Genomic DNA, 12773 nt, shown 5'->3' on the forward strand with positions numbered 1-12773 from the left:
TGAAATCCAGCGCCGCCGCTTGCGGCGCCGCAAACCTATACCGGCTGGTGCGTCGGGAATAGGGGCATCAGCCGGGTATTCCGCAATGAAATGGGCCGAATTTCGACGATACGATGGGGAATTGCCAAGGCGGCTTGTTAAGGCGACTTGGCGGCCGTCGCGGCAGCCTCAGCCGCTGTCACGCTGGCCCGTGCGTTCTCCTGAACCATGAATTGAGCCCTGGCGAGGTCGGCGAAATGGCCGCCTTTGGCCACGAGTTCATCGAAAGTTCCGCTTTCGATCACGCGCCCGTTCTCGAACACCAGGATACGCGTGGCATTGCGGATGGTGGAGAGACGGTGGGCGATCACGAAGGTGGTGCGGCCCTTCATCACTTCGTCGAGAGCGGTATTCACCTTGGCCTCGGTGACGGCGTCGAGTGCGCTCGTCGCCTCGTCCAGGATCAGGATCGGCGGATCCTTCAGCAGTGCACGTGCGATCGACAGCCGCTGGCGCTCACCACCCGACAGCATCCGGCCCCGCTCGCCGGCATTGGTCTCGAAGCCGCCGCTGCGCTCGATGAATTCGAGCGCCTGCGCGCGCTCCGCCGCCTTGCGCATCTCGGCCTCGGTGGCGTCCGGCTTGCCGACGCGCAAATTCTCCGCGATCGAGCGGTTGAACAGCAGCGCCTCCTGAAAGACCACGCCGATGTTCCGCCGCAGCGATGTCAGCGTCACCCCGCGCACGTCCATGCCGTCGATCCTGATGAAGCCGGACTGCGGATCGAAGGCGCGATGCAGCAGCGCAATCGCCGTCGACTTGCCGGCGCCCGTCGCGCCGACCAGTGCGATGGTCTGGCTGGGAAGCGCGGTGAAGGAGAGGTCCTCGACCGCCGGCCGCTTGCCGTCATAGGAGAAGGTGACGTCGTTGAATTCGACGAGGCCGGAGAGCCGACCCGCATCGATCGCGTCGTGCCGGTCGTGCACCGCAGGAACCGCATCGAGCACGTTGAAGAACTCGCGCAGGCGCGGGGCTTCCATGAACACGTTGTTGATGAAGCTCACGACCTGCTCCAGCTTCTGGATCAGAAGCGTCGCGAAGCTCACGAACATGACGATCTCGCCGACAGAGGTCAGCCCCTGGTCGTGCAGCGCGATGCCGAAAGTGAAGATCGCGAGCACGGTGATCGTGGTGGAGGCGCGCGTGATGACGGTGACGAGTGCCCACCACGACAGCACCGGCATTTGCGCCGCTAGCAACTCGTCGGCGACGGAGCGCAGGCCCTTCACCTCGGATTCGACGCGGACGAAACTCTGCACCAGCGCGACGTTGCCAAGGGCGTCGGACGCGCGCGCGGAGAGCTCGCTGTAGTGCTCCTCCACCTCCATCTGCATGCCGAAGGTTCTGCGCACCACGAAGGTGGTCAGCGCGGTGAAGACGATGCAGAGCACGAACAGCAGGATTGCAAGCCGCCAGTTCAGGTAGAGCGATAGCGGCAGCAGCACCACGACCGAGAGGATCGCGGCAAAATGCTCTCGAAAGAAGCCGACCCATAACCGCCACAGCGCATCTGTGCCGTTCAGCATCACCTTCATCAACCGGCCCGAATGGGTGCCCGAATGGAAGGTCAGAGGCAGCTGCAGGATGTGCTCGAAATAGTCCGTCAGGACCGCCTGCCGCTGGCGGTGGGAGAGCCGGTCGGCCTGCAACGCTACGACCGCGCTGCAGACGATGGTGAACAGTCCGAACGCGACCCATGCAACCAGGAACGGCCAGGCCGAGTTGGAGCCTGCGACCGTCTTGCCGGAGAGCACATCGACGATCCGGCCGAACAGCACCGGTTCGGCGAATTGCGAGCCCGCAAGCAGGAGATTGACGACCGCAAGCAGCCAGCCCAGCCGTGCCTCCTTACCGAGCAGCTCGAGAACGCGGGTGTAGAGGCGGAGAATGGGCATGGGCGAGGAGCTCGGGCGGCTGGAACGGAGTGAGCGCATACTCTAATCAGGGATCGCCCGTGAGATATAGCGGAAGCTGTCGGTTTTGCTCAGTTGATCAACCGCCCTGCAACTGGCGGCAAGAACCCGCTGTCGAAGATGTCGCCCGCCGCCGGCCGGTTGCGGAATTTGAAATCCTGCCCGATCTGGTCGATCGCGCGATCCATGCGCGCCGGGTCGATGTCGCCGAGGCCGTTGCGACGGACCTCGTCCGTCAGGATGTTGTCGACGAGGACGGTGCGCAGCCGCTCCAGCTCAAGATCGCGATCGCCGCCGTCGATGCGGCTCGCGGCTTCGTCCGCCGCACGCGCCGGGTCCTTGACGGTCGCGTTGATGCCGGCGATCAATGCGCGGACGAATCCCTTCACGGTGTCCGGCTTGGCCGCGGCGAAAGCCGGGTTGACCACGACGGCAAAGCCATAGGCCTCGCAACCATAATCGGCATAGCGAAGCGCGACGAGATCGCCGCCTGGCACGCCGCGGTCGCGCAGGTTCACTGCCGAGAGATAGCTGAAGCCGGCGACGGCATCGACCTGTCCCGCGGAGAGGATCGGCTCGCGCACCGCGGCGCTGATCTTGTGGAATTTCACGTGAGCCGTGTCGATGCCGTTCTGCTGCGCCAGCGCCGGCCACAGCCGCATCGACAGATCGCTATCGGCAACGCCGACGGTTTTGCCGTCCAGGTCGGGCAGGAGGTGGATGCCGCGGCTCCTGCGGGCGACGATCGCGTAGGGCGCGCGGTTGAACAGCACGAATACCGCCTTGACCGGGGTCGCATCCTTGTCGCGGAAGCGGATCAGCTCGTTGATGTCGACGAGCGCGAGCTCGCTGTTGCCCTTGGCGACGCGCGCAAGCGCCTCCGGCGATCCGGCCGCGCTGCTGAAGGAGACGTTGAGACGTTCGGCGCCGAAGCTGCCGTCCTTGGCGGCAAGAAAGAACGGCGCCATGCTCGCATCGATCGGGCGGTCGAAGGTGAAGTGGATCGCAATGGAGGGCACGACGGTCTCGGCCGCGGTAGCATCGCGCGCAGTCAGCACCGCAAGCGAGATTGCAGCGGCCAGCAGACCGCGAAGAGCAATTGTCGTGAATTCGAACATCAGTCGCGCCGGTCCGGTGTTGTTATGGCTTGGTGACGCTCGGAGCGCCGGCTGGCGACAAGCTTGTTCGCGCCAACATGAACGGCGGATGAGCGGCGGTTGCGTCACGATCACGCAACCCCGTTCAGCTTGTGTTGGGGTTGGGGAACCCAACATGGGATGCGGGTGTTTGAGAGACACGAGCCTGTCATCAGGCACCATTCGAGGTCCCAAGGAGGGTCCAGGACATGTTTGACAGATTTTCAGGATTTGCCGGCCGTAAGGCCGTTCTCGCTACCGCCGCGGTGCTGGCGCTGACCGCAATAACCCCGACCGCTTCCTACGCGGGCGGCCGTCATTGGCATGGTGGCGGCGGTGGCGCGGCGGCTGCTGCAGCGTTTGCCGGCATCGTCGGCACCGGTCTTGCGATCGCCGCGACCCGCAACGCCTACGCCTATGACGATGGCCCCTATTATGGCGGCCCCGCCTATTACAGCGGCCCTGCCTATTACGGCGACGGCCCGTATTACGGACCCGGCCCGAACTACCAGTATCAGCGTTACGGCGGCACGGCTCCGTCGGAGCTCTGCGGCCAGGGCCACCGCACCAACTGCTACTAGTTTTGGCCACAACAAAAGGTTGACCACAAACGGGCCGTCGTGCTTGCCGCGGCGGCCCCTTTTTGGGCTCTACTATCGCGCGTTAACGCGCTGGCCATGGGTTTAGAGTAGCGTCGCGTACATGAGTGATTCGCTTGAGCGGCTATATCTGGCTGTGCTCGCGGCCAGGGACCTTGATCCGGCAACATCGCGCACAGCGCGGCTGTTTCAGCGCGGCCCGTCAAAAATGGCGAAGAAGCTGGCTGAAGAGGCCATCGAGGTCGTCATCGACGCGGTCAACGGCGATAGCGAAGCCGTGATCCGGGAAAGCGCAGATCTACTCTACAATCTGACCGTGCTCTGGGCCTCGGCCGGCGTGCGCCCCGAGGACGTCTGGCGCGAGATGACGCGGCGTGAAGACATGCTCGGCATCGCCGAGAAACTGCCGAAGTCGGCTATGAAACTGCCCAAAGTTGCGTCACCGCGTGTCGCCGCCAGGCGGCCAATCGTCGCGCTCGAAGGCCGCACCGCGCGCAAGCGCCACTAGTATTGGCACAAATCGGTCCCATCTCGGCATGGACAAATCCGTCCCATGGTGCTTCATCGCGGCGCCATGCTGAAACGTATTTACGACTGGTGCATCGACGCCGCTCACAAGCCTTACGCGCTCTGGATCATGGGCGCCGTGGCTTTCGCTGAAAGCTCCTTCTTTCCCGTCCCGCCGGACGTGATGCTGATCCCGATGTCACTGGCGCGCCCGCAACGCGCCTGGGTCTATGCGGCGATCTGCACTGCGACGTCGGTGCTGGGTGGCCTTCTGGGCTACGCTATCGGTGCGCTGCTCTTCGACTCGGTCGGCCATTGGCTGATCGAAGTCTATGGCCTCGGCGGCAAGGTCGACGCCTTCCGCGCCTCCTATGCCGAATGGGGCGCCGTGATCATCCTGCTCAAGGGCCTCACGCCGATCCCCTACAAGCTCGTGACCATCACGTCCGGCTTTGCCGGCTACAATCTCGGGCTCTTCATCCTGTGCTCGATCGTGGCGCGTGGCGGGCGCTTCTTTATCGTGGCGATCCTGCTAAACCGCTACGGCGACTGGATCCGGATCAAGATCGAGAAGCATCTCGGATTGGTGGTGGCAATCGGCGCCGCGGTGCTCGTGCTCGGCTTTGTCGTCGCAATCAAATTGATCTAACGCCCAAGGCGCTTTGCCACCGCGCCTCGTTCGGCTACGGTTGCCGCCATGATGCTTCGATCCGGCAATCCGGTCCTGCGACTGGGCACGCTGACATTTGCGGCGCTTTCGGTCCTGCTCGCTGCCGGCGGTACCGGATGGCCGCAATCCGCACCGCCGGCGCTCGGCTTGCAGGAGCAAGGACCGCAGGCCGCACCGGCGCCCTCGACAGCTCCTTCGTCGCCGCCGGCGCACGAGGAAAACCCCGGGCTGATCAACGAAATGGGCAAGCTGTTCGAAAAGCTGCCCTCGATCCTGCCGCCGATCAAAAGCCCGAGCGAGACCATGAACGATTTGTCGCGCCTGGCGAAGCCGTCGACCATGGTGTCGGGACGCGTGGCCTGTCCGGCCTCGTCGAACGGCGCGCCCGACTGCAAGCTCGCCGCCGACAAACTCTGCCAGAGCAAGGGCTACACGGAAGGCAAGAGCCTGAATGCCGACTCCGCGGAAAAGTGCTCGGCCAAGGTTCTGATCCCGGGCAGGCAACGCAAACCGGATGACTGCCGCACTGATACCTTCGTCACCAGCGCGCTGTGCCAGAACTGAGGACGTCGCGCGAGCAAGCAAGGAGCGCCCATGAGCCGCACGGAGCAGGACTTCCTCGGACAGCGTGAGATCGCCGACGACATCTATTACGGCGTCCAGACCATCCGCGGGAAGGAGAACTTCCACATCACCGGCATTCCGATGAACCAGGAGCCTTACTTCGTGAAGGCGCTTGGTTACGTCAAGAAGGCCGCCGCCATGGCCAACCGCGATCTCGGCGCGGTGGACACCAAAGTCGCGGAAGCCATCATCGTGGGCTGCGATCGCGTCATCGCCGGCGATATGATGGACCAGTTCGTCACCGACTTCATCCAGGGCGGGGCCGGCACCTCCACCAACATGAACGCCAACGAGGTGATCGCCAATCTCGCGCTGGAATCGCTCGGCTTTGCCAAGGGCGACTACCAGCACGTCAGCCCCAACGATCACGTCAATTACGGCCAGTCCACCAACGACACCTATCCGACCGCCTTTCGGCTGGCGCTGATCCTGCGGCTCGAGAGCTACATGACGGCGCTGCGTCAGCTCCAGGAGGCGTTCTTCGCCAAGGGCAGGGAGTTCGAGCGCGTGCTGAAGATGGGCCGCACCCATTTGCAGGACGCGGTGCCGATGTCGCTCGGCGCCGAATTCCGCGGCTGGGGCACCACCATGGGCGAGGAGGTCGATCGAATCTCCGAGGCCCGCGCGCTGCTGCGCGAGATCAATCTCGGCGCCACCGCGATCGGCACCTCCGTCACCGCGGCGCACGGCTATCCCAAGCTCGCGGTCCGGCATCTGAGCGCGCTCACCGGCGTCGACTTCATCCTAGCAGGCGATCTCGTGGAGGCGACGTCGGATACAGGCGCCTATGTGCAGCTCTCCGGCGTGCTCAAGCGCACCGCGAGCAAGCTGACCAAGATCTGCAACGACATCCGCCTGCTCGCCTCGGGCCCGCGTGCCGGCTTCAACGAGATCAACCTGCCGCAGCTTCAGCCGGGCTCCTCGATCATGCCCGGCAAGGTCAATCCTGTCATCCCCGAGGTCGTCAACCAGACTAGCTTCCTCGTGATCGGGCTCGACACCACCGTGACGCTCGCGGCGTCCGCGGGTCAGCTCCAGCTCAATGTGATGGAGCCGGTGATCTCGTTCGCGCTGTTCTTCTCGATCCGCACCATGGAGCGCGCGGTCAACAGCCTGCGTGAGAATTGCGTCGTCGGCATCACTGCCAACGAGGAGCACACCCGCAACATGGTGCTGAATTCGCTCGGTATCGTCACGGTGCTGAAGCCGCTGCTCGGCTACAAGGAATGCGCCGAGATCGCGCGCGAGGGCTACAAGAGCGGCAAGTCGCTGCATCAGATCGTCGTCGTCGAGCGCAAGCTGCTGACCCAGGAGAAATGGGACGAGATGTTCTCGTTCGAGCGGCTGATCAATCCGGATTTGCTTGCGTGATGTCGTCGGTCCGCGCTGAATTCCGCGGCTTGGAATTGCGGTAACGGCGTCCCTCCACGGCGCTAAAACGCAATACTTGACAGTGGAAAGATTGCCTTGTTGGTATGGCTCCCAACTTCGATGTGACCGCCAACAGAGGATCGTCTCGCAATGTCCATGCCTGCCTTGTTCAAGGGACGCCTGTCGATCCCCGTGATCGGTTCGCCGCTCTTCATCATCTCGGTGCCCGATCTCGTGATCGCGCAGTGCAAGGCGGGCGTGGTCGGCTCGTTTCCGTCGCTGAACGCGCGGCCGCCGGAGCTGCTTGACGAGTGGCTGGCGCGCATCACCGAAGAGCTCGCGGCCTATGATCGCGCGCATCCCGACAAGCCGTCGGCGCCGTTTGCGGTCAACCAGATCGTGCACAAGTCGAACAACCGGCTCGATCACGACATGCAGCTTTGCGCCAAGTACAAGGTGCCGATGATTATCTCCTCGCTCGGCGCACGCGAGGAGCTCAATCAGGCCGTGCACGGCTGGGGCGGCATCGTCTTCCACGATGTGATCAACCAGAAGTTTGCGCACAAGGCGATCGAGAAGGGCGCCGACGGCCTGATCCTGGTCGCCGCGGGCGCCGGCGGCCATGCCGGCACGATCTCGCCATTGGCGTTCGTCGCCGAGACGCGAAAATGGTTCGACGGCCCGATCGCGCTGTCGGGCGCGATCGGCAACGGCAAGGCGATCCGCGCCGCGCGCATACTTGGCGCCGACTTTGCCTATATCGGCTCGGCCTTCATCGCCACCAAGGAAGCCAATGCCGTCGACAAATACAAGGAGATGATCGCGGGCGCGACGGCTGACGACATCGTCTATTCCAACCTGTTCACCGGCGTGCACGGCAACTATCTGAAGCCGTCGATTCTCGCCGCCGGTATGGATCCGGAGAACCTGCCGACGTCAGATCCCTCCAAGATGAACTTCGGCACCGACGCCTCCGGCGAGCGCGCCAAGCCAAAAGCCTGGAAGGAAATCTGGGGTTCGGGCCAGGGCGTCGGCAGCATCGACGGCATCGTGCCAGCCGCCGAAATGATCGCGCGCTTCAAGAAGGAATACGACGAGGCGGTCGATCCGCCGTTGTGAACTTCGCCGGGACGACAGCTTTTGCTCAGCACCGAATGTGCATCACGGAGAAACGATGCCTCCCATCTACCGCATCGACGGCGACAGCGTCGTCACCAGCCCGGATGCCGCGGGCCCGTGGGACCGGCGTATGCAGCACGGTTCGGCGCCGGCCGCGCTGGTGACGTGGGCGGCTGAGCGCATTCCGACGCCAGTTGCAATGGACATCGCGCGCGTCACCATCGACCTGATGCGCCCGGTGCCGGTGGCACCACTCACGATCGCGACCGAGATCTTGCGCGAGGGCCGCAAGATCCAGCTCTGCGGAGTCAAGCTGCTCGCCGACGGCGTCCAGGTGGTCGGCGCCACCGTGCTCAAGATCAAGCGCCAGGCGCTGACGCTGCCCGAGCACGTCAAGGCGCTGCCGGTTACGCTGCCGTCGCCGGAGGACTCGCTGCTCGAGGACGGTCATGCCGCTACCAGCCCGTTCGTACGTTCAGTCTCGATGCGCGCTGCGCGCGGCCGCTTCGGGCAAGCCGGCGCCGGCGCGATCTGGTTTCGCGTCGACCATCCCCTGATCGCGGGCGAACCGCTCTCCCAGGCGACGCGCGCCGTGGTCGCGGCCGATTTTTCCAACGGCACCGCCTCGTCGCTCGATTTCCGCGCCTGGACCTACATCAACGCTGACCTCACCGTGAGCTTTGCGCGCCAGCCGGTCGGCGAATGGATCCTGCTCGACGGTGATTCCTGGATCGGCCCCGATGGTGCCGGGCTTGCGATGTCGCGGCTCGCCGACCGGCAGGGCTATTTCGGCCGAGCCGTGCAAAGCCTGGTGATCGAGAAGCGGTGAGGCACCTTATCTATCCCACCATCCGGCCCCGCCCGCTCCAAAAGCTCGCGCGCAGCATCTTCTTGTCGACCTTGCCGACGCCGGTCATCGGGAGTTGCTTGACGAACTGGATCTGCTTCGGTGCATGAGCCGAGCCTTTTCGCGTCTTCACCAGATTGATCAGTTCATCGGCGTCAGGTTTTGCGCCTTCGCGCAGGACGACGACAGCGGTCACGGCCTCGCCCCATTTCTCGTCGGGGATGCCGACGACCGCAACCATGGCCACATCGGCGTGCTGTGACAGCACGTCTTCGATTTCCCGCGGAAAGATGTTGAAGCCGCCGGAGACGATCATGTCCTTCTTGCGGTCGAGGATGAACATGTAGCCGCGATCGTCCTTACGAGCGATGTCGCCGGTGTGCACCCAGCCGTTCTTGAGCGTCTCGGCGGTGGTGTCGGGCCGCTTCCAGTACTCCGCCATCGCATGCGGAGCGCGCACGCAGATTTCGCCGGCCTCGCCCGTCTTCACCTCCTGGTCGTTGTCGTCGAGGATCTTGACCTCGCACGCCGCGATCGGGAAGCCACAGGACAGGAACAGTTCGGGCGTTTTGGGATCGTGATCCGCCTTGCGCAGCACCGAGATTGGGTAGCATTCGGTCTGGCCGTAGAGCTGCGAGAACACCGGCCCGATCCGTTCGATGCCCTCGACCAGCCGGCTCGGCGACATCGCGGAGGCGCCGTAGAGCACCAGCTCGAGCGAGGAGAGGTCGGTCCTGCTCAATGCGGGATGATCGAGCAGCACATAGACCATGGTCGGCACGAACAGCGTGAAGTTGATGCGCTCGCGTGCGATAGTCCCCAGCACCGCCTCGGGATCGAAACCCTTCAGCATGTGCACGGTGCCGCCCCGCATCAAGGTCGGTAGCACTTTCGTGCCGGCGACATGGCTGATCGGTGCCACCGCGAGGTAGCGCGCGCCATCGGGAATCTCGAAGTCGGCGAGGATCGCGGCCGCGGCTCCGGCATTTTCGCGGTGGTAGCGCAACGCGCCCTTGGATTTGCCGGTGGTGCCACCGGTGTAATTCAGCGTGGAGAGGTCGTCGGGTCGGGCGAGGCAATGCGCGCTGGCATGGCCTTCGATCTCGATCGCCTGCAAGAGATCGACGCCATAGTTGGCCGGTCCCGTGGTGAACACCGCCTTGAGCCAGGTCGCCTGCGCGGCGAGCTCGCCGCCGCGATCGTGGAAGGCGGCCGCATCGACCACCAGCACCTCGGCCTCGGAATCCTCGAGCTGGAACATCTGGTCTCCCGGCGATCCCAAAGGATGCAGCCAGGTGACGCAGAGCCGCGACAATTGCGCGGCAACGCCGGCGCACCAGGTGTCGGCGCGGTTCGCGGTGAGGAAGGCGACCCGCGCGCCGGGCTGCAATCCAAGCCGCATGAACACGCCCTGGATGCGCCCGATCAGGTCGATGGTGCCCTGATAGCTCAGCGATCCGCCGGGCCACGCGAACGCGGTTCGGCCCGGATAGCGCGACAGCGCCCGCAGCGCCTGCGCGCAAGTCGGGGACGATGCATGGAGCGGATCGGACATATGTTTCCTCGCTGCTTTGTTATCGGCTTCCGGCGTGCCAATGTTTACCGCGACGCTAGCACAGGGAATGCGGGATGGAACGACTAAGCCCGCGCGAGGGAGGCACGCGTGACGTCAGATCGGCTGCAACATTTCCACGGTCGTCTCGCCCTGCCGCTGATTGCCGCGCCGATGTTTCTGGTGTCGGGCGTCGAGCTCATGGTCGCGGCCTGCCGCAACGGCGTGATCGGCAGCTTCCCCACCGCGAATTGCCGTAGCACCGAACAACTCGATGAATGGCTCACCGACATCGAAGCGCGGCTGCGGCGGCATGAAGATCAAACCGGCCGAAAGGCCGCGCCGCTTTGCCCAAACCTGATCGTGCACCGCTCCAATGCACGGCTGGAGCAGGATCTCGCCGTGTTGCTGCACCACAGGCCGGAGATCGTCATCACCTCGGTCGGCTCGCCCACGACGGTGCTCAAGCCGCTGCACGACGTCGGCGCATTGGTGCTTGCGGATGTTGCCTCGATCCGCCACGCCGAACGCGCGGCGGAAGCAGGTGCCGACGGGCTCGTGCTGCTTACCGCCGGCGCGGGCGGGCAAACCGGCTGGCTCAACCCGTTCGCCTTCGTCCGCGCGGTGCGTGCGTTCTACGATGGCATCATCGTGCTCGCGGGGGGCATCAGCGACGGCCACGCATTGCGCGCGGCCGAAGTGCTCGGCTGCGATCTCGGCTACATGGGTACGAAGTTCATCGGGACGCGGGAGAGCATGGCGGATGAGCGTCACAAGCAAATGCTGGTCGACGGCAGCGCGGACGACATCTTGCTGACCACCGCGTTCACGGGCCTGCAGACCAGCATGCTCAAGCCGTCGATCCTGGCAGCCGGTCTCGACCCCGACGATCTGCCGGCGCGCGGTGCAATCGACGTCGGCAAGGACATCGAAGTCAACGCGCGCGAGAGCCGCCCCGAGCGCTGGCGCGATATCTGGAGCGGCGGGCATTCGATATCGGGTGTAACCGAAGTGATGGAGGCCAACGATCTCGTCGCGCGGACGGTCGCGGAGTATCGAGAGGCGGGTGGCCGCCTCTCCCCGTAAAAACCGGAGACCGACAGGGCCCGTCCCCTCCATCACAGTTAGTCGAGCGCTCCTTAGAAGCGGTCACTTAACGGCAGATTAACCATCGATCGCCCAGAATCCCCTCAGGCGCCAATCAGGACCGAGAGGGACAGGCGATGGACTTCGACTTTCTCAACGCCAAGACGGCGGCTTCGCTGGACGAAATTCGCGTTCGCGTGGCCCATGCGCTGGCCCGCCACCCGCTGTGCCGCAATGTTCGCTTCGACATCGTCAGCGTCCCCCGCACCCGCCGGGGCGGCAATTGGACGGTGGCGCTGCAATCGGTCGAGCCGCGTGGAGTCTGGGAGGCCTCGGAGATCGTGGCCGACATCCAGGACGCTTACGATCTGGCGCTAGCTGCTTGATTTTGTTGACCTTTCCAGATCATGTCGCCGCAGTCCGCGCGATTGCCGCCGCGATGGCACGGTTAAGCCTTAATTTTCGCCCAGTTTGCGGGCAGTGATCACGTGGACTTGAAGCCGGTTGCGGAGAGACGTTTGTCGAAAGCCATCACCATCGTCGTGCTGACCTGCTTCCTCGTCCTCGGCGCCGCCACCACCGCCATTCTCGGCCGCGATAGCGTGCCCAGCGTCAGCGCCGAAATGATCACGCAGGCGCCGGCGCCCAAGCTGCTTGCAACCAATCGGGCCGCCAAGGCCGACCGTCTGGTTCCGACGCTGGCGCTAGCCTCGGCCGCCATCGACCCGGTTCAGGTTCCGGCGGACAAGCTCTCGCAAATGCCCGTGCTGACCGAGCCGCTGCGTCAGGCGTTTGCCGCCGCCACGCCATCCGATTTCCCGATGCCCAAGGCGAGCGTGAACGAGGCTCCGGCCGCTGCAGAGATTCCTGCCGTCGAAGTCCCGGCCAAGCCGAAGGTCGTCGCCAAGCCGCAGCCGCAGAAATCCTATTCGCTGTTGTCCGACGTACAGATTGCGGGCATCAGGGACCGTCTGAAGTTGTCGTCGTCGCAGGAATATTACTGGCCGTCGGTCGAGACCGCGCTGCGCAACGTTGTCCGCAAGATCTCGGCAAACAAGCTGTCCAATCCGAACGTGCAGGGCGTGCCGATCGATCCCAATTGCGACGAGGTCCAGCAGTTGAAGTCGGCCGCGATGCCGCTGCTGTTCCAGCTGCGTGACGACCAGAAAGAGGAAGTGCGCAAGCTCGCCCGCATCATTGGGCTCGAGAAGGTGGCGCAGCAGATCTGACGCGCAAGTTCCTTCCGGAACTGCGGCTATATCGGGAACATCCTGCAATTGACAAGCGTTGCCCGCTCCAAAGAGGGAGTG

Annotated in this window: 13 protein-coding genes; 10 read left to right on the top strand and 3 right to left on the bottom strand. The window is 64.3% G+C overall.

Annotated features, from left to right (window positions below; all coding sequences use genetic code 11):
* Positions 1–137: 137 nt before the first annotated feature.
* Both IVB13_RS25695 and IVB13_RS25700 read right to left on the bottom strand, forming a co-directional pair.
* Positions 138–1934 carry a glucan ABC transporter ATP-binding protein/ permease gene (locus IVB13_RS25695; protein ID WP_018453143.1) on the bottom strand — a complete coding sequence of 599 codons (1797 nt, stop codon included), beginning with the start codon at positions 1932–1934 and terminating at the stop codon, positions 138–140.
* An 89-nt stretch (positions 1935–2023) separates the two neighbouring features.
* The gene (locus tag IVB13_RS25700) at positions 2024–3070 is read right to left on the bottom strand and encodes an ABC transporter substrate-binding protein (RefSeq protein WP_018453144.1); all 1047 of its coding nucleotides are present in this window, start codon (positions 3068–3070) and stop codon (positions 2024–2026) included.
* Between the two features lie 227 nt (positions 3071–3297).
* On the opposite strand from IVB13_RS25700, the gene IVB13_RS25705 reads away from it, so the two are divergent.
* The 7 genes from IVB13_RS25705 to IVB13_RS25735 all read left to right on the top strand — a co-directional run bounded on the left by IVB13_RS25705 (position 3298) and on the right by IVB13_RS25735 (position 8807).
* Entirely contained in the window at positions 3298–3669 is a 372-nt protein-coding gene (locus IVB13_RS25705; RefSeq protein WP_018453145.1) for a hypothetical protein, read from the top strand.
* Positions 3670–3790: 121 nt separating this feature from the next.
* Positions 3791–4195: a phosphoribosyl-ATP diphosphatase gene (gene hisE, locus IVB13_RS25710; RefSeq protein WP_007597487.1), complete on the top strand. Its 405-nt coding sequence runs from the start codon at positions 3791–3793 to the stop codon at positions 4193–4195.
* Positions 4196–4240: 45 nt separating this feature from the next.
* Positions 4241–4843: a YqaA family protein gene (locus tag IVB13_RS25715; protein ID WP_085385485.1), complete on the top strand. Its 603-nt coding sequence runs from the start codon at positions 4241–4243 to the stop codon at positions 4841–4843.
* Positions 4844–4891: 48 nt separating this feature from the next.
* On the top strand, positions 4892–5428 hold the full coding sequence (locus IVB13_RS25720; RefSeq protein ID WP_018453147.1) for a hypothetical protein: 537 nt from the start codon (positions 4892–4894) through the stop codon (positions 5426–5428).
* A 30-nt stretch (positions 5429–5458) separates the two neighbouring features.
* A complete protein-coding gene (locus tag IVB13_RS25725) occupies positions 5459–6859 on the top strand; it encodes an aspartate ammonia-lyase (protein WP_018453148.1) in 1401 nt (466 codons plus the stop codon).
* Between the two features lie 150 nt (positions 6860–7009).
* Complete coding sequence (locus IVB13_RS25730; protein WP_018453149.1) at positions 7010–7978, top strand: nitronate monooxygenase family protein; 969 nt, start codon at positions 7010–7012, stop codon at positions 7976–7978.
* A 55-nt stretch (positions 7979–8033) separates the two neighbouring features.
* A complete protein-coding gene (locus tag IVB13_RS25735; RefSeq protein WP_247299252.1) occupies positions 8034–8807 on the top strand; it encodes a thioesterase family protein in 774 nt (257 codons plus the stop codon).
* Between the two features lie 10 nt (positions 8808–8817).
* On the opposite strand, the gene IVB13_RS25740 is transcribed toward IVB13_RS25735, so the two are convergent.
* Positions 8818–10380 (bottom strand): AMP-binding protein, encoded by a 1563-nt coding sequence (locus tag IVB13_RS25740; protein WP_018453150.1) that lies wholly within the window; start codon positions 10378–10380, stop codon positions 8818–8820.
* 108 nt (positions 10381–10488) lie between these two features.
* On the opposite strand from IVB13_RS25740, the gene IVB13_RS25745 reads away from it, so the two are divergent.
* The 3 genes from IVB13_RS25745 (at position 10489) to IVB13_RS25755 (ending at position 12692) form a co-directional block, all read left to right on the top strand.
* Positions 10489–11463 carry a nitronate monooxygenase gene (locus tag IVB13_RS25745; protein WP_018453151.1) on the top strand — a complete coding sequence of 325 codons (975 nt, stop codon included), beginning with the start codon at positions 10489–10491 and terminating at the stop codon, positions 11461–11463.
* Positions 11464–11600: 137 nt separating this feature from the next.
* Positions 11601–11849, top strand: a complete 249-nt coding sequence (locus IVB13_RS25750) for a hypothetical protein (RefSeq protein ID WP_018453152.1) — start codon at positions 11601–11603, stop codon at positions 11847–11849.
* A 132-nt stretch (positions 11850–11981) separates the two neighbouring features.
* Positions 11982–12692, top strand: coding sequence for a hypothetical protein (locus tag IVB13_RS25755; protein WP_018453153.1), 711 nt, complete (start codon positions 11982–11984; stop codon positions 12690–12692).
* Positions 12693–12773 lie beyond the last annotated feature (81 nt).

The organism is Bradyrhizobium sp. 17 (assembly GCF_023073515.1).
Lineage (GTDB): Bacteria > Pseudomonadota > Alphaproteobacteria > Rhizobiales > Xanthobacteraceae > Bradyrhizobium > Bradyrhizobium canariense_D.

Coding starts and splice junctions, on each gene's coding strand:
- IVB13_RS25695 (WP_018453143.1), bottom strand. CDS start 1,934: ATGCCCATTCTCCGCCTCTACACCCGCGTTCTCGAGCTGCTCGGTAAG.
- IVB13_RS25700 (WP_018453144.1), bottom strand. CDS start 3,070: ATGTTCGAATTCACGACAATTGCTCTTCGCGGTCTGCTGGCCGCTGCA.
- IVB13_RS25705 (WP_018453145.1), top strand. CDS start 3,298: ATGTTTGACAGATTTTCAGGATTTGCCGGCCGTAAGGCCGTTCTCGCT.
- hisE (WP_007597487.1), top strand. CDS start 3,791: ATGAGTGATTCGCTTGAGCGGCTATATCTGGCTGTGCTCGCGGCCAGG.
- IVB13_RS25715 (WP_085385485.1), top strand. CDS start 4,241: ATGGTGCTTCATCGCGGCGCCATGCTGAAACGTATTTACGACTGGTGC.
- IVB13_RS25720 (WP_018453147.1), top strand. CDS start 4,892: ATGATGCTTCGATCCGGCAATCCGGTCCTGCGACTGGGCACGCTGACA.
- IVB13_RS25725 (WP_018453148.1), top strand. CDS start 5,459: ATGAGCCGCACGGAGCAGGACTTCCTCGGACAGCGTGAGATCGCCGAC.
- IVB13_RS25730 (WP_018453149.1), top strand. CDS start 7,010: ATGTCCATGCCTGCCTTGTTCAAGGGACGCCTGTCGATCCCCGTGATC.
- IVB13_RS25735 (WP_247299252.1), top strand. CDS start 8,034: ATGCCTCCCATCTACCGCATCGACGGCGACAGCGTCGTCACCAGCCCG.
- IVB13_RS25740 (WP_018453150.1), bottom strand. CDS start 10,380: ATGTCCGATCCGCTCCATGCATCGTCCCCGACTTGCGCGCAGGCGCTG.
- IVB13_RS25750 (WP_018453152.1), top strand. CDS start 11,601: ATGGACTTCGACTTTCTCAACGCCAAGACGGCGGCTTCGCTGGACGAA.